The following is a 26096-nucleotide window of genomic DNA, read 5'->3' as shown; positions in this document are numbered from 1 at the left end:
ATGCTGGCGGCAATCGGCCGCCGCGTTGGCGTGAACCCGGGCGTGCGACGATTCGGGACATGCGAGCGGTCGTGCAGCGGGTGACGTCGGCCTCGGTGTCGGTCGACGGGACCGTCGTCGGCGCGATCGACCCCGACGGCCGGGGCCCGGCCGGGCAGGGCCTGCTGGTCCTCGTCGGCGTGACCCACGACGACGACGGCGACACCGCGGCCCGGCTGGCCCGCAAGGTCTGGGGCCTGCGGATCCTCGCCGACGAGAGGTCCGCGTCCGACGTCGGCGCGCCGATCCTCGTCGTCAGCCAGTTCACGCTCTACGCCGACACCGCGAAGGGCCGCCGTCCTTCCTGGGGCGCCGCCGCGCCGGGACCGGTGTCCGAGCCGCTCGTGGCCGAGTTCGTCGCAGCGTTGCGCGGGCTCGGCGCGTCTGTCGAGACCGGCGTCTTCGGCGCCGACATGCGGGTCAGCCTGGTCAACGACGGCCCGGTGACCCTGATCCTCGACGCCTGACCCTCGAAAGGACACGCACATGATCATCGTCACCGGTGGCAGCGGCCAGGCCGGACGCGCCTGCGTCGCGGACCTGACGGCGCACGGCTACGACGTCGTCTCGGTCGACCTGGCGCCGCCGGCCGACCCGTCGGTCCGGCACAGCCGCGTCGACCTCACCGACTACGGGCAGACGGTGGCCGCGTTCGCCGGCATCGACGACCGGATCTCCGACGTGACGGGCATCGTGCACCTGGCCGCGATCCGCGCGCCGGGGCTGGCGCCGAACCCCGTCACGTTCTCGGTGAACACGCTGAGCACGTACAACGTGTTCGAGGCGGCCCGCCGGCTCGGCATCAAGAACGTCGTGTGGGCGTCCAGCGAGACGGTGCTCGGGCTGCCGTTCGACACCCCGCCGCCGTACGTCCCCGTCGACGAGGAGTACCCGGGCCGGCCCGAGACCGCGTACTCGCTGTCGAAACTGGTCGGCGAGACCATGGCCGAGCAGTTCTGCCGGTGGGACCCGGAGCAGAAGATGATCGGGCTGCGGCTGTCGAACGTCATGGACCCCGAGGACTACGCCCGGTTCGCCTCGTTCCAGGACGACGCGCTGCGGCGCAAGTGGAACCTGTGGGGCTACATCGACGCCCGCGACGCCGCGCAGGCGATCCGGCTCGCACTCGAGGCCCCGCTGACCGGCGCCGACGTGTTCGTCATCGCCAACGCCGACACAGTCATGGAACGGCCCAACGGCGAGCTGCTCGACGAGGTCTTCCCCGGCGTCGAGCGCCGCCGCGAGTTCGGCGACCACGAGACGCTGCTGTCGATCGAGAAGGCCCGCCGGGTACTCGGCTACGAGCCCCAGTTCGGCTGGCGCACCGCCTGACGGGCGAGCGTCAGCGCAGCTGGGTCCGGACGTGCAGGCCGACCTCGGGGTCGACGACGACCTCCTGGGCGGCCGCCACGCCGCCGGCCAGCAGCTCGGCGTCGACGGGCGTGCTCCGCTTGACGACGGCGAGCGCGACCGGGCCCAGCTCGTGGTGGCGGGCGGCCGAGCCGACGGTGCCGACGGTGCGCCCGTCGAGCTCGACGGGGGCGCCGTGCTCGGGGAGCGTGTCGACCGAGCCGTCGAGGTGCAGCAGCACCAGGCGGCGCGGCGGCCGTCCCAGCGTGTGCACCCGGGCGACGGTCTCCTGGCCGCGGTAGCAGCCCTTGTCGAGGTGGACGGCGGTGCCGATCCAGCCGACCTCGTGCGGGATGGTGCGGTCGTCGGTGTCGAGGCCGGCCCGCGGCTCGTGCGCCTCGATGCGCAGCGCCTCGTACGCCCACACGCCGGCGAGCTCGGTGCCGGCGGCGTACGCGGCCAGCTCGGCCCGCGGGACGAAGACGTCGCGGCCGCGCTCGGTGACCCGGCTCAGGTGACTGTCCGCGGCGGTGGCGACCGGCTCCCACACGACGGCGTACTCATCGGTCACGTCGGCGATCTCGACCTGGGACCAGAACTTCATCTTCTCGAGGTACTCGCGCAGCGGCTCGGCCGACGCCGGCTCGGTGTGGAACCAGAAGCTCTCGCCGTCGTCGACCCCGTACAGCGCGTGCTCGACCCGGCCGTTGGCGTCGAGGACCAGCGCGGAGGTCGCCTGGCGCGGTGCCAGGCGCTCCAGGTGCTGGGTGAGCAGCTGGTGCAGCCAGGTCAGCCGGTCGGGCCCGCCCACCCGCATGACGGCCCGGTGCGAGAGGTCGACCGTGCCCTCGCCCGCGGCCAGCCGGCGCTGCTCGCGGAACGGGTCGCCGTAGTGCCCCGCCACGCCCTCGTCGGGCTCGGTGGCCGCGACGGCTCCGGGCGTGGCCAGCAGCGGGCTGCGGTAGGCGTCCATGTCTCTATCGAACACCCGGAAGGGCGGAATCAGTCCCGGGCGTCCAGCGCGCCGGTGACGCGCTTGAGCTCGGCCGACAGGTGCGGCTGCAGCTCGTGGCCCATGGCCGACATCTGATAGACGTACATGAGCGCGCCGTTGACCAGGCCGTACAGCCGGTGACCGGTGCGGTAGTCCTTCGCGGTCTCGGTCTTCAGCACGCCGCGGGTGGAGATCTCGACCCGGGCCGGCTCCGTCTGACCGATGTAGATCTCGACGAATCCCGTCGGGTGCGTGAGCAGGACCTCGATCTCGTCGTTCTCCTGCGGCCGCCAGTACCCGGTCTCGCGCGCCGCGGGCCGCACCAGGTTGCCGTCCTCGTCGAGGATCCAGCTGCGGCTGCGGTAGGACAGGAACGGCTTGTCCGGGACGTACGTGAACTCGACCTCCTGGCCGAACCGGAACGCCTCGATGGTCGGGTAGTCGCCGAGGCCGGCGCCCTCCCAGCGGCCGAGCAGCCAGGCGACCGGCAGACAGGCCGGATGGAGGTCGTCGGGGATCTCGATCACGACGGACTCAGGCCTGACCCTTGAAGAGCTTGTAGACCACGAGGACGCCCATGAGGCCGGCAGCGGCCGTGACCAGGACGAGGATGCTGGTGAAGACGAGTTCGAGCACGCCCGGAGTCTATCGGGTCGGTTTCAGGTCCATTGCCGCCGTCCCGGCGGGGAACTCGACCGGCAGCGAGACGTGCTCGTGCGCGATCGCCCAGCCGCCCGCCGCCCGCCGCAGGACGTCGGTCGCCCGGACCCAGTAGCCGACCTCCGGGCCGGCGGCCAGAGTGCCGCTGGTCCGGATCAGCATGTGCGCCGCGGCGACGTCGCCGCCCGCCTCGACGTGCAAATCGCGGACGTCCTGGCCGATCGGCCCCGCCCAGCGGGCGAACCAGTCCGCGAACCGGCCACGCATCGCCTCGATTCCGGCGTAGTACAACGGCGGCACGACGTCGAAGTAGACGATGTCCGGAGCGTAGAAGGAGAGCAGCCGGTCCAGGTCGCGGGAGCGGATCGCCTCGGAGCGGTCCTCCAGGAAGGTAGCGATCTCAGTGGTGTCCATACCCCTCTGACGACACTGCCCGTCGGGATGTCAGGCTGACCCCATGGAGCGCACCCTCGTGGTCAAGGTCACCGCCGGCGCCGACGCCCCGGAGCGGTGCTCGCAGGCGTTCACTGTCGCGACGACGGCGCTCGCGGCGGGCGCGACGGTGTCGCTCTGGCTGACCGGCGAGTCGGCCTGGTTCGCCCTGCCCGGCAAGGCCGCCGAGTTCGAGCTGCCGCACGCCGCGCCGCTGCCCGACCTGCTGGACGCCCTGCTGGCCGGCGGCACGGTGACGCTGTGCACCCAGTGCGCCGCCCGCCGCGACATCGGCCCGGACGACGTCCTCGAGGGCGTCCGGATCGCCGGCGCCCCCACCTTCGTCGAGGAGATCATGGCCGACGGCGTCCAGGCCCTCGTCTACTGACGGTCGAGCAGCAGAAACCCCGGCCCGGAGAGGCCCGTTCTACCTGCTCTTCTCCATGATCATCAACGATTCGACCCCCTATGGTGTGGTGAATCGTTGATGATCATGGAAAGCGGCCGGTGGATCGAGCAGCAGCATACGAACGGGGCCGGCGAGAGCCGGCCCCGTTCGTGCGTGATCATTCAGAGAGTGAGTACCTCAGCCGACGCGCACCTCGACATCGGTGACGCCGACGTCGGCGACGACGGCGCGGTCGACGGTCTCGGCGCCCGGCGCGAGGGTGCGCACCGTCCAGCGGCCCGGGGCGGCGAAGAACCGGAACTGGCCCGTGGCGCTGGTCGGGACCTCGGCGGTGAACTCGCCGGTCGAGTCGAGCAGCCGCACGTACGCGCCCGCGAGGGGCGCGTCGTCACGCTGGACGACGCCCTGGATGACGGTCTGGGTGGTCACATCGACTCCGTCCAGCGAGACTCCGCCCGCAGTGGCTCCGCACATGGGTGATCAGGCCGTTCCGGGCTCGTCGCCGAGAGCGACCGGCACGCCGACCAGCGAGCCGTACTCGGTCCAGGAGCCGTCGTAGTTCTTGACGTTCTGCACGCCGAGGATCTCGCGCAGCACGAACCAGGTGTGCGAGGAGCGCTCGCCGATCCGGCACAGGGCGATGGTGTCCTTGTCGAAGTCGAAGCCGACCTCGCCGTACAGGGCGCGCAGCTCGTCGTCGGAGCGGAAGGTGCCGTCGTCGTTGGCCGCCTTGCTCCACGGGACGTTCACCGACGTCGGGATGTGGCCGGGCACCTGCGAGACCTCCTGCGGCAGGTGCGCCGGGGCGAGCAGCCGGCCGGCGTACTCGTCGGGCGAGCGGACGTCGACCAGGTTCTGGTTGCCGATGGCGGCGACGACCTCGTCGCGGAACGCGCGGATCGAGTTGTCCGGGGCCTGGGCCGTGTAGGTGGTGGCCTCGCGCGCCGGGACGGCGTCGACGAGCTCGCGGCTCTCGAGCTCCCAGATCTTGCGGCCGCCGTCGAGCAGGCGGACGTCGGCGTGGCCGTAGACCTTGAAGTACCAGAACGCGTACGCGGCGAACCAGTTGTTGTTGCCGCCGTAGAGCACGACGGTGTCGTCGTTGCCGATGCCGTGGCTGCCGAGGAGGGCCTCGAACTGCTCCTTGTTCACGAAGTCGCGGCGGACCGGGTCGCGCAGGTCGGTCGACCAGTTGAGCTTCACGGCGCCGCGGATGTGGTTCTTGTCGTAGGCGGCGGTGTCCTCGTCGACCTCGACGAGCACCACCTTCGGGTTGTCGAGGTTCTGCTCGACCCAGTCGGCCGAGACGAGGCTGGACTCGCGGCTCATGACGCGACCTCCGTGGTGTGTGGTGTGGATGGGAACAGACGCCGGAAGGCGAGGTAGATCTCACAGCCCAGGCAGAAGCCGAAGGCGGCGTTCAGGAAGGCCGCGGCCAGGGCGGCCCCTACGGCGACGTACGCGACAGTGGTCAGCCCGGCCGCGAGGGCGATGACGCCGGCGACGGCGAACACCAGCCCGACGGCCTGGGCGAACCGCGGCGGCGTGGCGTCCTCGAGCTCTCCGGGCGGACCGAGCCGGGGCCGGACGAGCGTCGCGTAGAGCAGGCCGTACGGCGCCCGCTGCAGTCCGAGGACCGCGCCGGCCGCGAACACCAGGCCTTGCAGCGCCAGCAGCCAGACGCTGCCGGTGACCAGCACGATCGCGAGCACGACGGTGGTGAGGGTGGCCGCGAACCGGGGACCGCGGGGGTCGATGCGAGTCGGCATGGTCCTCCTGACGTGGACGGAACGGGATGTGATCGTCAGGAACGGCGGCGCGGCGTGAGGCGGCGCGAAGGCGGCCGTGCGCGCGGAGCGGGGCCGTTCCCCGTCAGGGAAGGCGACAGAGCATGGACGCGGCGCGACCGAAGTCGATCGCGCGACGCTTCCAGAGCTCTGTGCGGAACATGGAGACGAGCGTACGGTCACGCAACCTCTACGTCACCGTCCGTATCAAATGACGAGATATGTCGTCTCGCGATCCGGCCAAATCGGGCGTGGTCACGCGGGAAGCGCGGCTCGGACGTCCGCCAGCCGCGGCGCGCCGGTGGCCCGCCGGACGATGCGGCCGTCGCCGTCGAGGACCAGCGTGGTGGGCGTGCGCAGGATGTTCAAGCGCCGGACGAGGTCGAGATGGTGCTCGGCGTCGATCTCGACGTGGACGACGCCGTCGGTGTCTGCGGCGACGTGCGCCAGCGTGGCGCGGGCCGCCCGGCACGGCTGGCAGAACGCCGTCGAGAACTGCACCAGCGTGGCCCTGGAGCCCAGCGGCGCCCCGAGGACGTCCGGGCCCAGCAACTCGTCGCTCACCTTCGCCTCCACCACCCGGCCGTCGCGGGACCGCCGCCACAGCCCGAACGCCGTGGCGGCCGCGAGCACGGCGACGACGACCACCAGTCCTGTCACGCCGTGCACAACGCGCGGATCGTCGCGGCGGATTCCCCGTGGAACAGCCGGATTCAGCTGACGAAGATGCGGCCCAAAACGTAGGCGGCCGGGGCCGCGGCGATGAACGGCAGGCTGACCCGCAGCGGCAGGAAGGCCGCGGCGCCGCGCGGCACGGCCGCGACCTGGGCGCCGTCGCCGGTGCCGGTCTCGGCGGCCGCGGGCGCTCCCACGGGGACGGCGACGGCGACCGGCTGCGGCGTGTACTCGTCGGCGAGGCGGTCGACGGCGGCGAACGCGACGGCCGCCATGAGCCCGGTGAAGGTCGCGATGACGACGGCGCTGACGGCGGGCACGGCGTCGGCCATCCAGTCGGTGGTGAGCACCAGCGCGCCGGCGCCGAGCGCGGCCACGAGCACGCCGACCAGCCGCCGGACCGCACGCGACACCGGCAGCGACTCCGTCAGCCCCACCGCCCCCACGCCCAGCAGCGCCAGCCCGACGGGGTACTGCCCGTCGCTGGACTCGCGCAGCGCCAGCCAGGTGACCGGCAGGACCGCCAGCACCGACGCGGTGACCGCGACGGCCAGCGACGTCGTGAGCCCGGAGCGGCCGTCGCGCCGCCAGAGCTGGACCACGATCGACAGCACCAGAGTGGGGCCCAGCAGGGCGGCGATGGGCGTGAGGTCGGACGTGCCCTCGGCCCAGGTCCAGCCGAGCGCGCCGCCGGCGGCCAGCAGCGCGACAGCGGCCGACCACCGGGCGGAGTGCACGCGCGCCGCGGCGACCGCTCCGAGCGTGAAGATCAGGACGACCAGGGCGATGCCACCGGCCAGAAGGGTGCTCCCGGAAGCCGACGCGAGGGCCAGGACGCCGGCGAGGGCGGCGACGGCCAGCGAGGCTTGGACGGAGGGCACCTTTGAATGCTTGCAGACCCGGACCGCCCACCCGCGCCGAAATGACAACAAGTCCACAACAGTCCGGCTGCTGGACGGGCGCAGCGTGATGTCGGTCTCGCCTGCTGGACGGCCGCCCGTCATCTACGGTATATGGCACAACGTTTCACGTGATGACGAACGGGCACATGTCGACCGAAAGGATCCACTGGACATGTCCACCACCCGCGGCCGGATCGCGGCGCTCCTGGCCGTCGCAGCGGTCGCACTGACGGCGTGCGGCGACGACTCCGACCCCTCCGCCTCCGAGACCAGCACCGACGCGCCCAGCGAGGCGCCGTCGGACGAACCGTCCACCCCTGAGGAGACCGGCCTGGAGTACGCCTGCCCGCCGGAACTGCGTCAGTCGCTGCCCGAGGGCCTCGACCCGGAGTCCTGCTGGGCACTTCCCGACCTCGAACGGCCCACGATGACCGACGGCACGGTGTTCGCCCTCGAGCCCGACGCCACCGACCCCACGACGGCGCGGCACATCATCGCGCTGGACGCCGAGACCGGTGAGCGGCTGTGGAAGTCCGAGGTGCTGCCCGGCCAGGTATCGGCGCTGCGGGCCACCGAGGTCGACGGCGCTCCTGGCGTCGCCGTCCTGGTCACCGAGAACGACGCCGGCGACGCGCTGACCGAGGCGTCGACGGCGTGGGGCTACCTGGCCTGGCCGGCCGACGCGGGTGGGGACGAGGGCGGCAACGCGGGCAGCGAGGACCCCTCCTTCGAGGCGGCGGTGCACATCACCGTGCCGCAGGGCGAGAACCCGCACACCGAGGTCTACTGGACCGACCAGGGCGTGCTGGCCGGCGACTTCGTCCTGAAGCCGGGGGCCACCGAGTTCGTCCCCGTGAACCGGGATCCGGAGCCGATGATCGTCGGTGACTACGACCTGGACGAGTTCTTCGCGGGCGTCTCCGGCGACCTGATGATCTCCTACGTCCGCGGCATCGCCTACGAAGTGTCGGAGGACGGCGACACCTACGTCGGCTGGCTGGCCCGCACGTTCGACGGCGCCGAGGCGTGGAACAACGTCACGTCGACGCCGAACGAGGAGGACCTGCTGTTCGCCGTGGGGCCGAACCAGATGACGATCCTGGTCGGCGAGTACCTGCTGACCATCAGCGCGACGGACGAGAACGCCACCGCCTTCGAGGTCGCCTGGCTGGACGCCGCCACGCACGAGCCGGCCACGCCGTCGGCCGCCGACCTCGCCGGCGTGCAGCCGGTCATCGCCGACTCCGGCAACCTGGAAGGCACCGGCGCGCTGCTCTCCCCCGACGGACGGCGCCTGTTCACGGGCTGGTCGAATGGCGCGCTGATCCTGGACGTCGAGGCCGGCACGGTCACCCCGGTCGCGACGGACTTCGCGATCCAGGGGGCCGCGATCGACGACTCCACGGTCTACGGCGGCACCGAGAACGGCACGCTGACCGTCGACCTCGCCAGTGCGGAGGCGACGGCGATCGACCCGCCGCACGAGAGCTTCGACATCGTCGACGGCGAGTTCGGCCTGGCCACCCTGGACGGTGCCGTGGGCGAGACGTCCTACGTGGTCGGCGGGCGTCGCACGGACGCGGGCTAGCCGATCAGAGCGGGCTGCTCCCGCCCGCGAACGGCGGGAGCAGCTCGACGGCGGACCCGTCGTGCAGCGCGATGGTGGCGTGATCGCGCGAGCCGGCGGGTGTGCCGTCGACCACGACGGCGCAGATGTCGAGCACGGGGGCGAACCGCGGGCTTCCCGCGTGTGCCGCCCGGGCCGCGGCCAGCGCCTCGGCGAGCGTGCCGGCGTCGACGACCTCTTCGGGGATGCCGGCCGCGGCGCGGATCGCCGCCCAGTAGTGCAGGGTCACCTTCGCCATGGGGCCATCATGCCCGGACGGCGTCGACCGCGCGCGTGTGCAGGTCGAGCCAGGCGCCGATGCGCGACACCAGCGACTCCGTGGCGCCGGCCTCGGCGTGCCCGAAGCCGCGCTCGAGCCAGAGCGTGGCCTCGGGGGCGGCGGCGTGGACCTGCCAGGCGTGGTGGACCGGGAAGTAGTCGTCCTGGTCGCCGTGCACCACCAGCAGCGGCACGTCGAGCTCGGCGGCCGCGGCCCGGGCGTCGATGGGGTCGGGCGTGGACCAGCCGGCCGGCGACACCCTGGTGCGCCGGGCCAGCCGCAGCAGCAGCCGGCCGGGCTTGGTGAGGATGAGCCGCAGCAGCGTGCGCATGGCCGCGGTGCCGCGGTAGTGCCACTCGCCGGGGACGCTGACGGCGGCCACGGCGCCGACGCCGCGGTGCAGCGCGCCGTGGCGGACCGCCACCGCGGAGCCGAGCGAGAACCCGAGGGTGGCGACCCGCCGGTAGCCCAGGGCCCGCGCCCAGCTCACTGCGGCGTCCATGTCGAGCACCTCGCGCCAGCCCAGGGTGGAGTGGCCGCGGGAGCGGCCGTGGCCGCGCAGGTCGAGCAGGACCACCGACGCGTGCTCGCTGAGCCAGCCGGAGATGCGCTTCATCTGCGGGCTGCGCGAGCTCTGGGTGAATCCGTGCGCGACGACGACGGCGAGATCGCGGTCGCCGCCGTCGTGATCGGCGCCGCGGCGCGGGAAGTAGCGGGCGTGCAGCAGCGTCCCGTCGGCCGCGAGCAGGCGGCGCGAGTGTCCGGAACGTTGCGTGCGAGCGTCCGGCCGGGGTTCTGTGTACGCCCCGGACATGTCGAGGTCCGGCATATCAGCTATTCTCTCTCACCAAGGGACCTGGGCGATGACGCCGGCAGGTCCCTTGTGCGTTCGTGGGGCACCTGGCCGACTGGAGGTCCAGACATGGCAACCATCGTCCTGCTGACCAACTCGCTGCAACCCTCGGCCGAGGTGCTGCCGGCGCTGGGCTTCCTCCTGCACGACGTCCGGGTCCTCCCGGCGGAGGCGTCCGCCCTGGTCGACGCGCCCACGGGTGACGTCGTCGCCGTCGACGCGCGCCGCGACCTCTCCCAGGCCCGCGGCCTCACCCGGCTCATCCGCACCACCGGCGTCGACGTGCCGCTCATGGCCATCGTCACCGAGGGCGGGCTGGCCGCCGTCACCGCCGAATGGGGTATCGACGACGTCCTCCTCGACTCCGCCGGGCCGGCCGAGGTCGAGGCGCGGCTGCGGCTCGCGCAGGGCCGGCTGGCCGCGGCCGGCGACGACGCGCCCGACGAGATCCGCTCCGGCGACCTCGTCATCGACGAGGCCACGTACACCGCGAAGGTGGCCCGCCGCACGCTCGACCTCACGTACAAGGAGTTCGAGCTGCTCAAGTTCCTGGCGCAGCATCCCGGCCGCGTGTTCACCCGCGCTCAGCTCCTCCAGGAGGTGTGGGGGTACGACTACTTCGGTGGTACCCGCACGGTCGACGTCCATGTGCGGCGGCTGCGGGCCAAGCTCGGCGCCGACCACGAGTCGCTCATCGGCACGGTCCGCAACGTCGGGTACCGCTTCGTCCCCCCTCAGCAGGGCCGGTCGGGGCGCTCGGCGACCAGCGTCCCGCTCCCTGACGACGACCTGCCGCCCGCACGGGTCGAGCGGGCCGACCGCGGTGCCATGAGCATCACGCTGCCCGACTGACCCCGGCCGGTAGGGTCGGCCCATGGCTGACTACGTGACCGTGGGCCCGGCCCGCACCTGGTACGAGCAGCAGGGCGACGGCGATCCGCTGGTGCTGCTGCACGGCGGCATGGTCGACTCGCGCTGGTTCGAGCCGAACGTCGGGCCGCTGGCCGAACGGTTCCGCGTCTACACGCCCGACCTGCGCGGACACGGGCGCACGGCCGACGTCGAGGGGCCGATCACGTTCCAGGCCATGGCCGACGACATGATCGTGTTCCTCGAGCAGGCGGTCGGCCGGCCCGCCGACGTCCTGGGGCACAGCGTCGGCGCGTTCGTCTGGCTGCTCGTCGCGCTGCAGCGCCCCGAGCTGGTGAACCGCATGGTGCTGATCAGCGGCGGGTTCAGCAAGGACGGCGAGGCGGTGCCCGACGCGCCGTGGGACGTCGACCTGCTCGAGCAGTTCCTCGGCCCGTCCTACGCCGAGGTGTCGCCCGACGGCGCCGCCCACTTCCGCGTGGTGGCCGAGAAGATCGGCGAGATGTCGCGGCGCGAGCCGTACCTGCCGGTCGCCGAGCTGGCGAAGGTCCCGCACCGCACGCTGCTCATGCTCGCCGACGACGACATCGTCACGCTGGCGCACCTGGTCGAGATGTACGACGCCATGCCGAACGCGGAGCTGGCCGTCGTGCCCGGCACGTCGCACTTCCTGACGCAGGAGAAGCCGGACCTCGTCAACCGGCTGGTGCTCGGCTTCCTCACCGAGGACCCGGTGCCGACGGTCGCGCCGCTGCGCCGCGCCCCGGCCGCCGGGTGAGCATGGCGACCACGTTCACCGCGGCCGAGATCGCGGAGCTGGAGGTGCTGGCGGCGCGGGCGCGCGAGGCCGACGGCGCCGCCCCGTTCAGCGACGACCTGTTCCCGGCGGCCCGCGACGGGTCGTCGACGGCGGCCCTGGCCGTCCGGGCCGGCGACCGCCTCGCGGGCGCGGCCTACGCGGCCGTCCAGGGCGACCGGCTGGCCGCCGAGCTGGTCGTCGACCCCGATCACCGCGGACGCGGGCTGGGCGGCGCGCTGCTCAACGACCTGCTCGACTTCATCCCCGGCGAGCTCTGGATCTGGTCGCACGGCGACCACCCCGCCGCCGTCGCCCTGGCCCGGCGGCACGGGCTGGTCCGGGCCCGCGAGCTGCTGCAGCTGCGCCGCCGTGTCGACCCGGGGTCGCTGCCGGAGCCCGAGTGGCCCGACGGCGTCCGGCTGCGGCCGTTCGAGCCCGGCGGCGACGAGGCCGCCTGGCTCGAGGTCAACAACGCCGCGTTCAGCTGGCACCCCGAGCAGGGCGGCCAGACCCTCGACGACATCAGGTCCGCCGAGGCCGCGGCCGACTTCGACCCGGCCGGCTTCCTGCTCGCCGTCGACGAGGACGACCGCCTGCTCGGCTACCACTGGACGAAGGTGCACGAGCACGACCCCAACCCCGGCCCCGGCGGTGTCGACGAGGCGATCGGCGAGGTCTACGTGCTGGGCGTGGCGCCGGCCGCGCACGGGCGCGGGTTGGGTGGAGCGCTGACCACCGCCGGACTGCGCTACCTGGCCGACGTGGCCGGCGTCCGCACCGTCACCCTCTACGTCGAGGGCGACAACACCGCCGCCGTGCACCTGTACGAGCGCGAGGGCTTCACCCGCCACGCCGTCGACGTCGCCTACCGCCGCGACCCGGCCCAGCCGTAGCCGCGTCACTCGCGCAGGCCGATCGCGTCGACCGGGCGCAGCCGCAGGGCTGCCCGAGCCGGCACGCCCACGGCCAGGAATCCGAGCGACGCCGTCGCCAGCACGATGCCGAGGAACCCGGCCGGCGAGATCGACGGCAGGAACGACTCCGTGAGGCCCACGCTGATCCCGACCAGCGGCGGCAGCGCGACCAGCAGGCCGACGACGACCGACACCGCGACGATCACCGCCGCCTCGACCCGCATCATCGCCAGCACGTGCCGCCGTCCCGCCCCGGCCAGACGTAGCAGGGCGAACTCGCGGGTCCGCTCCGACGTGGCCATGACCAGCGTGTTCACCACCGACACCGCAAGGTACGCGAGCAGCGCGAGGATCGCGACCAGGCTGGTGGACGACTCCGCCGACCGCTCGGCCGAGCCGGCCGCGGACAGCCCGGCGCCGGTGCCGGCGACCAGGCCCGGGTGCTCCGCGGCCACCCGGGCGACGGCGTCGCCGACGGCATCGGTGTCGCCGCCGCCGATCAGCACCCAGCTGTCCTGCCCGGTCGTCGTGTGCGCCGCCAGCTGGTCGTGCGGCAGCGTGAGATCGCCGAAACCGAGGCCACGGCCGTAGACCGCGACCACCGCCGGCTCGATGGTGGTGCCGTCGCCGAGCACGATCTCGACGGTCTCGCCGACGGAGGCGCCGAACGTGGCCGAGGCGTTGCGGCTCAGCGCCACGGTGCCGTCGCGCAGGTCGCCGAGGTCGCCGTCGCGGACCTCGAGGTCGAGCGTGCGGTCGAGTCCGGCGGCGTCCAGCCCCTGCGCGGCGAACGTCTCCTGAGCCGGGTCGCCCAGCTCGGTGTACCGGACGACGACCTGGCTGTGCACGACCGGCGTCACCGTGACGTCGCCGCCCAGCTCGCGTCGCAGCTCGTCCGTGACCGCCGCGCCGACGCCGCCGTCGCTCCCGGTGACGACGTGGTCGGCCACGACGCCGTCGACGGTCTGCCGGCCGGCCGCGGCCGCCAGCGTGCTCTGGCTGAACAGCTGGACGGAGACGACCGCGACCGCCAGCACGATCGGCGTCACGGCCGCCGCCAGCCGGCGCGAGTTGGCCCGCATGTTCGCCGTCGCCAGATACCCGTGCACGGGCGAGAGCCGCCGCACCGGAGCGGCCAGCAGCCCGGCCGCCGCGCCGAGCACCCGCGGCCCCAGCAGCGCCACGCCGATGGACAGCAGGAGCGCCCCGCCCGCCGCACCGGCCACGGCCACCGTGCCGGGCACCAGCATCGGGATGCCCGACGCCGCCAGCCCCAGCAGGATCAGCACCACGCCGGCGACGACCCGCCCGGTGCCCAGCCGCGGCTGCTCGACCGCGCTCTCGCCCAGCGCCTCGACGGGGTTCAGCCGTGCCGGTCGCCGGGCGGCCACCCAGCCCGCAAGCCGCGCCGTCACCAGGCACAGCACGACGGCCGCGAGCCCCGGCACCGGGCTCATCGCGAGCCGGAAGTCGGCCGGCAGCAGTCCGGAACCGGCGAACCCGCGGACCAGCAGGACCGCGACCAGGTACCCGGGCACCGCGCCGAGCACCGCCGCCGTGCTCGCCAGCAGCATGACCTCGGCGCCGACCAGCCGCCGGACCTGCCCGCGCTTCGCGCCGACCGCTCGCAGCAGCGCGAACTCGCGCCGCCGCTGCTGGATCGACAGCGCCAGCGTGCTCGCCACGACGAACATCGCGATCAGCACCGTGGTGCCGGCCAGCGACAGCGCCAGGAACGTCAGCTCGCTGCGGGCCCGCCCGATGTCGAAGAACTCCACGTGACCGCGGGCGTCGCCGGTGTGGGTGCGCACGCCGGGCACGGCGTCGGCGATCCGGGCGGCCAGGTCGTCCGCGGCCACCCCGTCGGCCGCGACCACGCCGACGGCGTCCCACCGCCCGTCCGCGCCGGCCAGGTCGCCGGCCCGTTCGTCGGTGAGGAACACGGCCGACTCCCGCGCGTCGGCGCCGGCGGGCCGGGTCACGACGGCCGTCACCGTGTACGACGACGCGACCCCGCCGACGGCCAGCTCGACGCGGTCGCCGATCCCGGAGCCCAGGGTCGACGCGAGGTCGTCCTCGAGCGCCACCTCGTCGTCGCGCTCGGGCGCGGATCCGCCGTCGGCGACGGTGAACGGCGTGAGCGCCGCCGCCGACCAGCCGTGCCCGGTGACCGGCCGGGGCAGCTCGGCCACCGCGCCGTCCGTCACCACGCTCACCGGCGCGCTGACGTCGCCGGCCGCCTCGGCCACCCCCGGCACGGCGGCGACGGCGTCGACGGCGTCGGCCGGCAGCCGGACCCGTTCGGACAGCGGGAGGTCGGTGTCCTCGACGACCGGCAGCGCCTGCACGCCGCCCACCACGACGTCGGCGCCGGCGTAGCGCTGGGGCGGCAGCCCGCCCCGCACGCCGGACTCCACCAGCACCCCCAGCGCCGTCACCAGCGTCGAGGCCAGCAGGACGGCGAGGAACGCACCGACGAACCCGGCCTTGCGGCCCTTGATGGTCTTGCGGGCGATGTCACGCATGATCACCACGCCCCGAGCTTCGTCATGCGCTCGGCGACCAGCTCGGCCGTCGGCGCGTCCACGACTCCGGTGATCCGGCCGTCGGCGAGGAACAGCACGCGGTCGGCGAAGGACGCCGCGACCGGGTCGTGCGTCACCATGATCACCGTCTGGCCGCTCTCGTCGACGACGCGGCGCAGCAGCTCGAGCACCTGCCGGCCGGTGCGGGTGTCGAGCGCGCCGGTGGGCTCGTCGGCGAACACCGCGTCGGGCCGGGTGACCAGCGCGCGGGCGATGGCCACCCGCTGCTGCTGGCCGCCGGAGAGCTGGGCCGGACGCCGCTGCAGGTGCTCGGCCAGTCCGACCGACCCGGCCACCTGGGCGATCCAGGCGGGGTCGATCGTGCGGCCTGCCAGCCGCAGTGGCAGCGACACGTTGTCCTCGACGCTCAGCGAGGACAGCAGGTTGTAGGTCTGGAAGACGAAGCCGATGCGGTCGCGGCGGACCACGGTCAGCTCGTTGTCCGACAGCTCGGACAGTTCGGTGTCGCCCAGCCGGACCGAGCCCGACGTCGGCCGGTCCAGCCCGGCGGCGCACTGCAGGAAGGTGCTCTTGCCGGACCCGGACGGGCCCATGATCGCGGTGAAGGTGCCGGTGGCGAGGTCCGCGCCGACCTCGCGCAGCGCCGTCACCCGGTGGTCGCCGCTCCCGTAGATCTTGGTCACGGCGTCGAGCCGGACCGCCGGTGCCGTCATGGTGTGCACGTCGTTCCTCCTTGTTGGGCCTGGTCACGACGCTATGGAGCGGACGCGGCGGGAACGATCCGGCTGCCGCCCCGATCGATGGTGGTGCTGGGTATACCGACTCGCGGGGGGTCGCTCGGGCATGCTGAGGTGATGGGCAGGGTGCGAGCGGCGACCAGGGCGACGCGACGGGCGCTGCCGTTCCTGCTGCGCGGCGTCGTCAGCGCGGCGGTCGCGCTGGTCCTGCTGATCCGGGTGCTGCTGGTGGCCGTGTTCACGCTGATCGGCGTGGGCTGGCTGGCCATCCCGTCGACGGTGCGGGCGGTGCGCCGGTGGGCCGGCGACGAGCGCCGCCGCGTCACGGCGTTCACCTGCCGCCCGGTCCCCGCGCCGTACGACACCTCGCCCGACGCACCCGCCGTCCGGACCAAGGTCCTGCTCGGCGACCCGGCCACCCGGCGCGACGTCGGCTGGGTCCTGATCCACGGCCTCACCGGCCTGGTCGTCGGCATCGGGGCGCTGCTGCTGCCGCTGAGCGCGGTGAACGCCGCCCTGGCGCTGGTGTACTGGCGCGCGATGCCGGCGGACGATCCGGTCGAGGCGCCGTACGCGGTGACGTCCTGGCTCGGCGCGCTGGGCCTGGTGCCCATCGGCGCCGGCTGGCTCGTGCTGACGCTGCTCCTGGTGCCGCTGCTGGGACGGTGGCAGGCCTGGGCGGCACGCGGGCTGCTGCGGCCGGCCAAGGGCGCCCAGCTGAGCGAGCGGGTCACCGAGCTGACGGCGACCCGCGCTGCCGCGCTGGAGGCGCACGGTGCCGAGCTGCGGCGCATCGAGCGCGACCTGCACGACGGCACCCAGAACCGGCTGGTCGGCGTCATCATGCACCTCGGCATCGCCGAGCGGGCGCTGCGCCGCGACCCCGCCTCGGCGCTGCCGCTGCTGCTCAAGGCGCAGGACCAGGCGGCCGACGCCCTGGGCGAGCTGCGCGACGTCGTCCGCAGCATCTACCCGCCGATCCTCTCCGAGCGCGGGCTCGACGGCGCGCTGGCGGCGCTCGCCGCCGGCTGCGCGATACCGTGCACGCTGCGCGCCGACGGGCTGCGCCGGCTGCCCGCCGCGCTCGAGGCCACCGCCTACTTCGTCGTCGCCGAGGCGCTGACCAACACCGTCAAGCACAGCGGCGCCGAGCATGCCGAGGTCATGGCGACGGTGCGGCCCCCGGCCGCCCCGGGCGAGGAGGAGACGCTGGTGATCGAGGTGCGCGACGACGGCCACGGCGGCGCCGACGAGTCCGGCGGCAGTGGGCTGGCCGGCATCCGCCGGCGGGTGGCCGGGTTCGACGGCCGCACCGAGGTGACCAGCCCGCCCGGCGGCCCCACGCTCGTGCGGGCGGTGATCCCGTGCGCGTCGTGATCGCCGAGGACGACACCCTGCTCCGCGAGGGCCTGGCGCTACTGCTGGCCAGTGAGGGCATCGCGGTGGTCGCCGCCGTCGACAACGCCGACGACTTCCTCGCCGCTCTGGCCGCACAGACGCCCGACGCCGCCGTCGTCGACGTCCGGCTGCCGCCCGGCTTCACCGACGAGGGCATCGCCGCCGCGGCCGCCGCCCGGCGCGAGCGGCCCGGCTTCCCCGTCCTCGTGCTGTCGGCCTACGTCGAGGACAGCTATGCCACCGAGCTGCTGGCCGGGGGCGCCGACGGCGTCGGCTACCTGCTCAAGGAGCGGGTCGGCAAGGTCGGCGAGTTCCTCGATGCGCTGCACCGCGTGGCCGGCGGCGGCACCGTCATGGACCCCGAGGTCGTGTCCCAGCTCATGGTCCGCCGCCGCGCCGACGACCCCATCCGCACGCTCACGCCGCGCGAGCGCGAGGTGCTGGCGCTCATGGCCGAGGGCCTGGCCAACCCCGACATCGCCGCCCGCCTGGTGGTCACCGAGACCGCCGTCAGCAAGCACATCCGCAACATCTTCGCCAAGCTCGGGCTGGCCCAGGGCGACGCCGGTCACCGGCGCGTGCGGGCGGTCCTGGCATATCTCGAATCATGAGGCCCCTCCCGAGCTACCCACTGTTCACTCGCCCGTGTCAGCATTGAGCCATGGCCGAGTCGACGAAGCCGGAAGAGCGCTACCTCGACCGTGAGTTGTCGTGGCTGGCCTTCAACACCCGGGTACTGGAACTGGCCGAGGACCCCGACATCCCGCTGCTCGAGCGAGCCCGGTTCCTCGCCATCTTCTCCAGCAACCTCGACGAGTTCTACATGATCCGCGTCGCCGGGCTGAAGCGGCGCCTGGCCGCCGGCGTCGCGTTCCCCTCGGTCAGCGGCATGATGCCGCGCGAAGTGCACGAACGCACCCTCGAGCGCACCCGCGAGCTCATGGCCCGGCAGACCAAGTGCTTCCGCAGCGACGTGCTGCCGGCGCTGGTCAAAGAGGGCATCGACATCGCCCGCTGGGACGACCTCGACGACGCCGAGCACGCCCTGCTGCGGCGGCTGTTCAGCGAGCGCATCTTCCCGGTGCTGACGCCGCTGGCGGTCGACCCCGCCCACCCGTTCCCGTACATCTCCGGGCTGTCGCTGAACCTCGCCGTCGTGGTCCGCAACCCGCGCAACGGCACCGAGCACTTCGCCCGGGTCAAGGTCCCGCCCAACTTCCCCCGCTTCCTGCCGGTCGCCGACCAGCGCTTCGTCCCGCTCGAGGACGTCATCGCCGCGCACCTGTCGCAGCTGTTCCCCGGCATGGACGTCCTGCAGCACCACACCTTCCGGGTCACCCGCAACGAGGACGTCGAGGTCGAGGAGGACGACGCCGAGAACCTGCTGACCGCCATGGAGCGCGAGCTCATGCGGCGGCGGTTCGGCCCGGCGGTCCGGCTCGAGGTCGAAGAGACCGTCGACCCGCACGTCCTCGACCTGCTCCAGCGCGAGCTGGGCGTCAGCGACGGCGAGACGTTCTCGCTGCCCGGCCCGCTCGACCTCACCGGCCTCACCGCCATCGCCGACCTCGACCGCGCCGAGCTGCGCTACCGGCCGTTCCTGCCGGCCACCCACCGCGACCTGCGCGACGTCGAGTCCGCGTCGCCCGCCGACATGTTCGCCGCCATCTCGAAGTCCGACGTGCTCGTGCACCACCCGTACGACTCCTTCTCGACCAGCGTGCAGCGCTTCGTCGAGCAGGCCGCCGCCGACCCGCGCGTGCTGGGCATCAAGCAGACGCTCTACCGCACCAGCGGCGACTCCCCCATCGTCGACGCGCTCATCGACGCCGCCGAGGCCGGCAAGCAGGTGCTCGCCGTCGTCGAGATCAAGGCCCGGTTCGACGAGCAGGCCAACATCAGCTGGGCGCGCAAGCTCGAGCAGGCCGGCGTCCACGTCGTCTACGGCCTGGTCGGGCTCAAGACCCACTGCAAGCTCTGCCTGGTCGTGCGCGACGAGGCCGGCGGCGGCATCCGCCGCTACAGCCACATCGGCACCGGCAACTACCACCCGCGCACGGCCCGCATCTACGAGGACATGGGCCTGCTGACGGCCGACCCCGAGGTGGCCGAGGACCTCAACCACCTCTTCAACACGCTGTCCGGGTACTCGCTCGAGTCCGACTACCAGCGGCTCCTGGTGGCGCCGCACTCGCTGCGCACCGGCATCATCGACCGCATCGACCGCGAGATCGAGCACCACCGCGCCGGCCGCCCGGCGCGCATCCGGTTCAAGGCCAACAGCTTCGTCGACGAGGCCATCATCGACTCCCTGTACGAGGCGTCGGCGGCGGGCGTGCCGGTCGACATCTGGGTGCGCGGCATCTGCAGCATCCGCGCCGGCGTCGAAGGGCTGTCCGAGAACATCCGGGTGCGCAGCATCCTCGGCCGCTTCCTCGAGCACTCCCGCATCTACTCCTTCGAGAACGGCGGCGACGTCGAACACTGGATCGGCTCCGGCGACCTCATGCACCGCAACCTCGACCGCCGCGTCGAGGCGCTGGTGAAGCTGCGCCGGCCCGAGCACCTGCAAGAGATCGACGGCCTGTACGACCTCGCCTTCGATCCCGGCACGGCCTCCTGGCACCTGCGGCCCGACGGCACCTGGGACCGCGTGCACTTCGGTCCCGACGGCGAGCCGCTCGCCGACATGCAGCAGGTCCTCATCGAACGCAAGCAGCGCCGGAGGTCCACCACGTGAGCCGTGCGGAGCAGACGGCTCGACCACACACCGCCCGTGAGGTCGAGCAGAAGTTCCGCGTCCACGGGCTGTTCCGCATTCCCGACCTCTCCACGCTGGCCGGCGTCTCCGCCGTCGACGACCTCGGCGTGGTCGAGCTCGAGTCGGCCTACTACGACACCCCCGACCTCCGCCTCGCCCGCGAGGGCATCACGCTGCGCCGAAGGGTCACCCGTGCCCTCGGCGGAGAGGCGAACCTCGGGCAAGGAGGCTACGACGAGGGCTGGCACCTCAAGGTCCCGGCCGGCCTCAACGCCCGCGACGAGATCCGGCTGCCGCTCGAGCCGAGCCCGTCGGCCGACGGCGCCGAGCCCGTCCCCTCGTCCGACGGCGACAGGCCGGCTCCCGGCCCGCGCACGCCGCCCGCCGAGCTGGCCGTCCTCGTCCGGGTCATCACCCGCACCGAGCCGCTGGTCCTGGTCTCCACGCTGCGCACCACCCGCGCCCGCCAGGTCATCCGCTCCGACGACGGCGACGTCGGCGAGCTCGTCGACGACACCGTCCACGTGGTCGGCTCCGACGGCACCGTCGCCGCCCGGTTCCGCGAGATCGAGCTCGAAGAGATCGGCGGCGGCCCGCTCATCGCGTCCGTGGCCGAGGCACTGGGCGAGGCCGGCGCCGTCGGCGGCGAGTTCGTCGCCAAGGCGGTCCGTGCGCTCGGGCCCAACGCCGCCGCGCCGCCCGAGGTGCCCGAGCTCCCCGTCCCCAAGCCAAAGGATCCGGCCCGCGACACCCTGGTCGCGTACCTGTCCACGCACGTGCGGGCGCTGCGCGCGGCCGACGTCGCGTTCCGCCGCGAGCCGGCCGACCCCGAGGCCGTGCACCAGCTCCGGGTCGCCGCCCGGCGGCTGCGTAGCGGACTGCGCACGTTCCGGCCGCTGCTCGACAAGCCGTGGGCCGAGGAGCTGCGCGCCGAGCTGGGCTGGTTCGCCCGCAGCCTCGGCGAGCTGCGCGAGGGCGACGTCCTGCGCGAGCGGCTGGACCGGCACTGCGCCGACCTTCCGTCCGACCTCCCCGCGACCGAGGTGAAGCAGCTGCTCGCCGAGGTCCTGGGCGGCACGGTCGCCGACGCCCGGGCCCGGGTGGGCGAGCTGCTCGACGACGACCGCTACCTCGCCCTGCACGACCGCCTGGTCCGTGCGGTCGCCCGGCCGCTGGCCGGCCCCGACGTCGAGCGCCCGTCGCGCGACGTGCTGCCGCCGCTGGTCGAGAAGGCGTGGGCGAAGCTCGACCAGGCCGCCGACGGCCTCACCGACGCCGCCCCCGACGAGGAGTGGCACGACGCCCGGCTGGCCGCCAAGCGCACCCGCTACGCCGCCGAGGCCGTCGCCCCGACCCTCGGCGGCGACGCCAAGGCGTTCGCCAGGCAGATCGAGAAGGTCACCGAGATCCTCGGCGAGCACCAGGACGCCGCCATGGCCGCGGCGAAGGCCCGCGAGCTGGCCCACTCCGATCTCGCGTCCGCCGACGTCGCGTTCGCGCTCGGGGTCCTGGCCTCGAACGAGCGGGCCCACGTGCACGCCGCCCGGGCCGCCTTCGCCGAGTCCTGGCCGCAGGTGCGCCGGCCCAAGTGGCGGCGGTGGCTCGAGCCGTGATGGCCAGGCGAGATCCCGTCCTCGCCGCCGGAACGGTGCTGTGGCGGAACCAGGAGGACGCGCCCGAGGGGCGGGTCGAGATCTGCCTCGTGCACCGGCCCAAGTACGACGACTGGTCGCTGCCCAAGGGCAAGCTCGACGACGGCGAGCACATCATGACGTGCGCGGTCCGCGAGGTGTTCGAGGAGACCGGGCACCGCGTCACACTGGGCCGGCCGCTGCCGTCGCAGCACTACGTGGCCACCGGCCGGCCGAAGGTGGTCCGGTACTGGCTGGCCGAGGCCGACCCGCACCCGGTGCCGCGGCTGCCCGACCACGAGGTCGACGACGTCGTGTTCCTGCCGGCGGGCGAGGCGGTCCGGCGGCTCAGCTACGAGCGCGACGCCGAGCTCGTCCGCACCGCCCTGCGCGGGCCGCTGCGGACCACGCCGCTGGTGCTGCTGCGCCACGCCCACGCCGTCCACCGCACCGACTGGACCGGCCCCGACATCGAGCGGCCGCTGAGCGCCGAGGGGACCGCCGACCTCGGGCCGCTCGGCGAGGCGCTGAGCACGCTCGGGCTGCGCCGGGTGCTCTCCAGCGACTCCGTGCGCTGTGCCGAGACCGTGCGGCCGTTCGCCCGCAAGCAGGGCCTGGTGGTCGAGCTGGAGCCGCACCTGTCCGAAGAGAGCCTGCGCGCCGGCGACGGCCGGCATCCCGCCGTCGCGATCCTGCGGACGCTGCTGCGCGACGACGCCGCGCTGGTGTGTTCGCACCGGCCGATCCTGCCCATGCTCTTCGAGGCCGCCGGCGTCGATCCCGGCGACGGTCTCGAGCCAGGCGGGTTCGCCGTCCTGCACCACGAGCACGGGCACGTGACCGCCGTCGAGCGACACCTGCCGCAGGGGGCCGGTCCACCGCCGGTTATCGACCTGTGACCACGCTCAACGGCGGGTCGTGATCATCCCGAAACCGACCACTCGGCCCGTTCACGTGACGGCCATCACACGGTCAGAGACATGTCGTCTGCTCTGCGCCAGCCGTTCATTCCCCGTTCACTCTCAGCGGGGAACGGCGTCACCTCCGAAATCTACGTTCTAGGCGATACGCAAGGACGAATAGGTCCAGGAAGGACACCAGACGTGAACCTCAGCATCGTGCGCCGCACGCTGGCACCCGTTGCGGTCGCCAGCGCGGCCGCCCTCGTGCTGGCTGCTTGTGGCTCGGACCCCGAGACCGACACCTCCAACGAGGACACGCCGGACGACTCCAGCAGCGAGACGGCCGGGGGCGAGGAGCCCGCGAGCGAGCTCTCCGGCACCCTGAACGGCGCGGGCGCCAGCTCGCAGGAGTCCGCGGTCCAGGCGTGGATCGCCGGCTTCCAGGGCTCGAACCCCGACGTGACCATCAACTACGCTCCCGAGGGCTCCGGCGCCGGCCGTGAGCAGTTCACCTCGGGCGCCGTCGCGTTCGCCGGCTCCGACGCCGCGCTGGACGAGGAGGAGCTCGCCGCGGCCGAGACCGCGTGTGGCGCTCCCGCCGTCGACCTCCCGCTGTTCATCGACCCCATCGCCATCCCGTACAACCTGCCGGGTGTCGACAACCTGCAGCTGGGCCCGGTGACGCTGGCCAACATCTTCAACGGCACCATCACCACCTGGAACGACCCGGCCATCGCGGCGGACAACCCCGACGCGACGCTGCCGGACACCGCTATCACCCCGGTGCACCGCTCGGACGACTCCGGCACCACGGAGAACTTCGTCGAGTACCTGATCGCCGCCGCTCCCGACGCCTGGACCCACGAGGCCGACGGCGTCTTCCCGCCTGACCTCGGTGGCGAGGCCGGCGCCCAGACCGCCGGTGTCATCGCGGCCGTCCAGGCCGCCGAGGGCACCATCGGCTACGCCAGCGCCGCCGCCGTGGGCGACCTCCAGACCGCCGCCATCGGCGTCGGCTCGGAGTTCGTCGAGTACTCGGCCGAGGCCGCTGCCGCCGTCGTCGACGCCTCGCCGCGCGCCGAGGGCCGGGCCGAGAACGACCTCGCGCTCGAGCTGGCCCGCGACACCACCGAGTCCGGCGCCTACCCGATCGTGCTGGTCTCGTACACCATCGTCTGCACCGCGTACTCCGACCCGGCGGTCGGCGACCTGGTGAAGGCGTACGTCGGCTACGTCGCGAGCGACGAGGGCCAGCAGGCCGCGGCCGACGCCGCGGGCTCGGCCCCGATCTCGCCCGAGCTGCAGGCCGAGGTCCAGGCCGTCGTCGAGTCCATCGAGGTCGGCTGACGGTTTTATCCTGTGCGCAGGACGTTCCATGTCGCCGGGCGGCCCGTCCCCAGTCGGGGGCGGACCGCCCGGCGTCCGCACGACCACCGGTTGACCCCGCGAGACCTCCACTGAGCCGGAGCTGACGCCGTGACCACCACCGCGAACCCACCACCCACCCAGAAGCCCGCACCAGCCGCGCCGCGGGTCCGGACCCGGGCCGGTGACCGCATCTTCTCCCGGTCCACGCTGGTGGCGGGTGTCCTGATCCTGCTCATCCTGGCCGGCGTGGCCGTCTTCCTCATCAGCGAGGCGCTGCCCACGTTCACGGCCGACCCGTCCGAGATCGACGGCGGCGAGGGCTTCTTCTCCTACGTCTGGCCGCTGGTCTTCGGCACGCTCGCCGCGGCGATCATCGCGCTCGTCGTCGCGACCCCGCTGGCGCTGGGCATCGCGCTGTTCATCTCGCACTACGCGCCGCGCCGGCTGGCCCAGAGCCTCGGCTACGTCGTCGACCTGCTGGCCGCCATCCCCAGCGTCGTGTTCGGCCTCTGGGGCATCCAGTGGCTGGCGCCGCAGGTGCAGCCGGCCTGGGCCTGGCTCGCCGACAACCTCGGCTTCATCCCGATCTTCTCCGGCCAGGCCTCGGCCACCGGGCGCACGATGCTCACCGCCGGCCTGGTGCTGGCGGTCATGATCCTGCCGATCATCACGGCCATCTCCCGCGAGGTCTTCCTGCAGACGCCCACCCTGCACGAGGAAGCCGCGCTGGCGCTCGGCGCCACCCGCTGGGAGATGATCCGCATGGCGGTCATCCCGTTCGGCCGGCCCGGCATCATCTCCGGCATCATGCTCGGCCTCGGCCGCGCGCTGGGCGAGACCATGGCCGTCGCCATGGTGCTCTCGACCGGCGGCTTCACCTGGTCCATGGTCACCGCCGGCAACAGCACCATCGCCGCGGAGATCGCGCTCGACTTCCCCGAGTCGTCGGGGCTCAAGACGAACACGCTCATCGCCGCGGGCCTGGTGCTGTTCGTCATCACGCTCGCCGTCAACATGTTCGCCCGCTGGATCGTGTCGCGCCGCAGTGAGTTCTCGGGGGCCAACTGATGTCCGTCGCCACCAAGCCGCCCGCCAGCCCGGCCCCGAGCTCGCTGGCCCACAACCAGCTGCCCCGCTACACCACCCAGGTCGTCCTGGCCGCGTCCATCGCGGCCGGCGCCGGCCTGTCGGTCGTGTTCGGCGGGTTCTCGCCGGTCCGGTTCGCCGTCCTGTCGGTGCTGGTCTTCATCGTCGTCAACACCGTGCTCTCCGCCGTGGTCGAGGGCCGGCGCAAGGCCGTCGACAAGCTCGTCACCTCGCTGGTCTACGCCGCGTTCGGCATCGCGCTGGTCCCGCTGATCTCGGTCATCTGGTCGGTGCTCGACAACGGCCTCGAGCGGTTCAGCCTCGACTTCCTCCAGACGTCGATGCGCAACGTCACCGGCCTCAACGACCAGCAGGCGCTCGAGGGCGCGGCCCCGTACATCGGCGGCGCCTACCACGCCATCGTCGGCACGTTCCTCATCACGGCGCTGGCCTCGATCATCTCGGTGCCCATCGGCCTGCTCACCTCGATCTACCTGGTCGAGTACGGCCGCGGCCGGCTGGCCCGGGCCATCACGTTCTTCGTCGACGTCATGACCGGCATCCCGTCCATCGTGGCCGGCCTCTTCGCCGCCGCGCTGTTCGCGGTGCTGTTCGGCGTCGGCACCCGCAACGGCTTCGCCGGCGCCGTCGCGCTGTCGGTGCTGATGATCCCGGTGGTCGTGCGCTCGAGCGAAGAGATGCTGCGCATCGTCCCGAACGAGCTGCGCGAGGCCGCCTACGCGCTGGGCGTGCCCAAGTGGCGCACCATCGTGCGGGTGGTCGTCCCCACGGCCATCTCCGGCATCGCCTCCGGCGCCACGCTGGCCATCGCCCGCGTCGTCGGCGAGACCGCGCCGCTGATCGTCACCGCGGGCTTCACGGCGTCGATCAACACCAACCCGTTCTCCGACTGGATGATGTCGCTGCCCGCGTACGTTTACAGCCAAGCGATGCGACCGCTGTCGGGTTCGTCACCGCAGCCGAGCTTCGACCGGGCGTGGGCCGCGGCACTGACCCTGATCCTCATCGTCATGCTGCTCAACCTCGTCGCCCGACTCATCGCCCGCCTGTTCGCCCCGAAGACCGGCCGCTAGAGC

27 protein-coding genes are annotated in these 26096 nt (G+C 73.1%); 15 read left to right on the top strand and 12 right to left on the bottom strand.

What is annotated here, in order from left to right; genetic code table 11:
* Positions 1–59 precede the first annotated feature (59 nt).
* Positions 60–506 carry a D-aminoacyl-tRNA deacylase gene (dtd, locus tag HD601_RS12675; protein ID WP_184822385.1) on the top strand — a complete coding sequence of 149 codons (447 nt, stop codon included), beginning with the start codon at positions 60–62 and terminating at the stop codon, positions 504–506.
* A gap of 19 nt (positions 507–525) precedes the next feature.
* Positions 526–1371: an NAD-dependent epimerase/dehydratase family protein gene (locus HD601_RS12670; protein ID WP_184822384.1), complete on the top strand. Its 846-nt coding sequence runs from the start codon at positions 526–528 to the stop codon at positions 1369–1371.
* Between the two features lie 10 nt (positions 1372–1381).
* Here the strand turns inward: HD601_RS12670 and ygfZ are convergent, their stop codons facing one another.
* From ygfZ to HD601_RS12655, 3 genes are all read right to left on the bottom strand, one after another.
* Positions 1382–2362, bottom strand: coding sequence for a CAF17-like 4Fe-4S cluster assembly/insertion protein YgfZ (gene ygfZ / locus HD601_RS12665; RefSeq protein ID WP_184822383.1), 981 nt, complete (start codon positions 2360–2362; stop codon positions 1382–1384).
* A 29-nt stretch (positions 2363–2391) separates the two neighbouring features.
* On the bottom strand, positions 2392–2910 hold the full coding sequence (locus HD601_RS12660) for a heme-binding beta-barrel domain-containing protein (RefSeq protein ID WP_184822382.1): 519 nt from the start codon (positions 2908–2910) through the stop codon (positions 2392–2394).
* A 118-nt stretch (positions 2911–3028) separates the two neighbouring features.
* Positions 3029–3457: a YybH family protein gene (locus HD601_RS12655; RefSeq protein ID WP_184822381.1), complete on the bottom strand. Its 429-nt coding sequence runs from the start codon at positions 3455–3457 to the stop codon at positions 3029–3031.
* Positions 3458–3500: 43 nt separating this feature from the next.
* On the opposite strand from HD601_RS12655, the gene HD601_RS12650 reads away from it, so the two are divergent.
* Positions 3501–3863 carry a DsrE family protein gene (locus tag HD601_RS12650; protein ID WP_184822378.1) on the top strand — a complete coding sequence of 121 codons (363 nt, stop codon included), beginning with the start codon at positions 3501–3503 and terminating at the stop codon, positions 3861–3863.
* 198 nt (positions 3864–4061) lie between these two features.
* Here HD601_RS12650 and HD601_RS12645 read toward each other — a convergent pair whose 3' ends face one another.
* The 5 genes from HD601_RS12645 to HD601_RS12625 all read right to left on the bottom strand — a co-directional run bounded on the left by HD601_RS12645 (position 4062) and on the right by HD601_RS12625 (position 7227).
* Positions 4062–4358 carry a DUF1416 domain-containing protein gene (locus HD601_RS12645; RefSeq protein WP_184822376.1) on the bottom strand — a complete coding sequence of 99 codons (297 nt, stop codon included), beginning with the start codon at positions 4356–4358 and terminating at the stop codon, positions 4062–4064.
* 6 nt (positions 4359–4364) lie between these two features.
* Positions 4365–5213: a sulfurtransferase gene (locus tag HD601_RS12640; protein ID WP_184822374.1), complete on the bottom strand. Its 849-nt coding sequence runs from the start codon at positions 5211–5213 to the stop codon at positions 4365–4367.
* Positions 5210–5653, bottom strand: a complete 444-nt coding sequence (locus tag HD601_RS12635; protein WP_184822372.1) for a DUF4395 domain-containing protein — start codon at positions 5651–5653, stop codon at positions 5210–5212. Before HD601_RS12635 ends, HD601_RS12640 begins: the two co-directional genes overlap by 4 nt.
* A gap of 273 nt (positions 5654–5926) precedes the next feature.
* A complete protein-coding gene (locus HD601_RS12630) occupies positions 5927–6331 on the bottom strand; it encodes a thioredoxin domain-containing protein (RefSeq protein WP_184822369.1) in 405 nt (134 codons plus the stop codon).
* Positions 6332–6384: 53 nt separating this feature from the next.
* Positions 6385–7227, bottom strand: coding sequence for a hypothetical protein (locus HD601_RS12625; protein ID WP_184822367.1), 843 nt, complete (start codon positions 7225–7227; stop codon positions 6385–6387).
* Between the two features lie 193 nt (positions 7228–7420).
* On the opposite strand from HD601_RS12625, the gene HD601_RS12620 reads away from it, so the two are divergent.
* Entirely contained in the window at positions 7421–8836 is a 1416-nt protein-coding gene (locus HD601_RS12620) for a PQQ-binding-like beta-propeller repeat protein (protein WP_184822365.1), read from the top strand.
* A gap of 4 nt (positions 8837–8840) precedes the next feature.
* On the opposite strand, the gene HD601_RS12615 is transcribed toward HD601_RS12620, so the two are convergent.
* The gene (locus HD601_RS12615; protein ID WP_184822363.1) at positions 8841–9113 is read right to left on the bottom strand and encodes a MoaD/ThiS family protein; all 273 of its coding nucleotides are present in this window, start codon (positions 9111–9113) and stop codon (positions 8841–8843) included.
* Positions 9114–9120: 7 nt separating this feature from the next.
* A complete protein-coding gene (locus HD601_RS12610) occupies positions 9121–9963 on the bottom strand; it encodes an alpha/beta hydrolase (protein ID WP_221440891.1) in 843 nt (280 codons plus the stop codon).
* Between the two features lie 93 nt (positions 9964–10056).
* On the opposite strand from HD601_RS12610, the gene HD601_RS12605 reads away from it, so the two are divergent.
* The 3 genes from HD601_RS12605 to mshD are packed head-to-tail and all read left to right on the top strand — an operon-like array spanning position 10057 to position 12549.
* Positions 10057–10839 carry a response regulator transcription factor gene (locus HD601_RS12605; protein ID WP_184822361.1) on the top strand — a complete coding sequence of 261 codons (783 nt, stop codon included), beginning with the start codon at positions 10057–10059 and terminating at the stop codon, positions 10837–10839.
* A gap of 22 nt (positions 10840–10861) precedes the next feature.
* Entirely contained in the window at positions 10862–11635 is a 774-nt protein-coding gene (locus HD601_RS12600) for an alpha/beta fold hydrolase (RefSeq protein ID WP_184822359.1), read from the top strand.
* Between the two features lie 2 nt (positions 11636–11637).
* Positions 11638–12549, top strand: a complete 912-nt coding sequence (gene mshD, locus HD601_RS12595; RefSeq protein ID WP_184822358.1) for a mycothiol synthase — start codon at positions 11638–11640, stop codon at positions 12547–12549.
* A 5-nt stretch (positions 12550–12554) separates the two neighbouring features.
* Here mshD and HD601_RS12590 read toward each other — a convergent pair whose 3' ends face one another.
* Positions 12555–15095: an ABC transporter permease gene (locus HD601_RS12590; RefSeq protein ID WP_184829761.1), complete on the bottom strand. Its 2541-nt coding sequence runs from the start codon at positions 15093–15095 to the stop codon at positions 12555–12557.
* A 2-nt stretch (positions 15096–15097) separates the two neighbouring features.
* The gene (locus HD601_RS12585; RefSeq protein ID WP_221440887.1) at positions 15098–15838 is read right to left on the bottom strand and encodes an ABC transporter ATP-binding protein; all 741 of its coding nucleotides are present in this window, start codon (positions 15836–15838) and stop codon (positions 15098–15100) included.
* 132 nt (positions 15839–15970) lie between these two features.
* Here HD601_RS12585 and HD601_RS12580 point away from each other — a divergent pair, with 132 nt between their 5' ends.
* The 8 genes from HD601_RS12580 (at position 15971) to pstA (ending at position 26093) form a co-directional block, all read left to right on the top strand.
* Entirely contained in the window at positions 15971–17230 is a 1260-nt protein-coding gene (locus HD601_RS12580) for a sensor histidine kinase (protein WP_184822355.1), read from the top strand.
* Positions 17218–17862 carry a response regulator gene (locus HD601_RS12575; protein WP_184822353.1) on the top strand — a complete coding sequence of 215 codons (645 nt, stop codon included), beginning with the start codon at positions 17218–17220 and terminating at the stop codon, positions 17860–17862. Before HD601_RS12580 ends, HD601_RS12575 begins: the two co-directional genes overlap by 13 nt.
* 50 nt (positions 17863–17912) lie before the next feature.
* On the top strand, positions 17913–19991 hold the full coding sequence (locus tag HD601_RS12570; RefSeq protein WP_184822351.1) for an RNA degradosome polyphosphate kinase: 2079 nt from the start codon (positions 17913–17915) through the stop codon (positions 19989–19991).
* Complete coding sequence (locus tag HD601_RS12565; protein ID WP_184822349.1) at positions 19988–21625, top strand: CHAD domain-containing protein; 1638 nt, start codon at positions 19988–19990, stop codon at positions 21623–21625. The genes HD601_RS12570 and HD601_RS12565 overlap by 4 nt, the downstream gene beginning before the upstream one ends.
* A complete protein-coding gene (locus HD601_RS12560) occupies positions 21625–22542 on the top strand; it encodes an NUDIX hydrolase (RefSeq protein WP_184822347.1) in 918 nt (305 codons plus the stop codon). The genes HD601_RS12565 and HD601_RS12560 overlap by 1 nt, the downstream gene beginning before the upstream one ends.
* A 204-nt stretch (positions 22543–22746) precedes the next feature.
* A complete protein-coding gene (gene pstS, locus HD601_RS12555) occupies positions 22747–23892 on the top strand; it encodes a phosphate ABC transporter substrate-binding protein PstS (protein WP_221440886.1) in 1146 nt (381 codons plus the stop codon).
* Positions 23893–24102: 210 nt separating this feature from the next.
* Positions 24103–24981 (top strand): phosphate ABC transporter permease subunit PstC, encoded by an 879-nt coding sequence (gene pstC / locus HD601_RS12550; protein ID WP_343076500.1) that lies wholly within the window; start codon positions 24103–24105, stop codon positions 24979–24981.
* Positions 24981–26093, top strand: coding sequence for a phosphate ABC transporter permease PstA (gene pstA / locus HD601_RS12545; RefSeq protein WP_184822341.1), 1113 nt, complete (start codon positions 24981–24983; stop codon positions 26091–26093). The genes pstC and pstA overlap by 1 nt, the downstream gene beginning before the upstream one ends.
* Positions 26094–26096 lie beyond the last annotated feature (3 nt).

This window comes from Jiangella mangrovi (assembly GCF_014204975.1).
GTDB classification, from domain to species: Bacteria; Actinomycetota; Actinomycetes; order Jiangellales; family Jiangellaceae; genus Jiangella; species Jiangella mangrovi.
The sequence above is the reverse complement of the archived record's forward strand: the minus strand, read 5'-3'. Positions and strand labels throughout refer to the sequence as shown.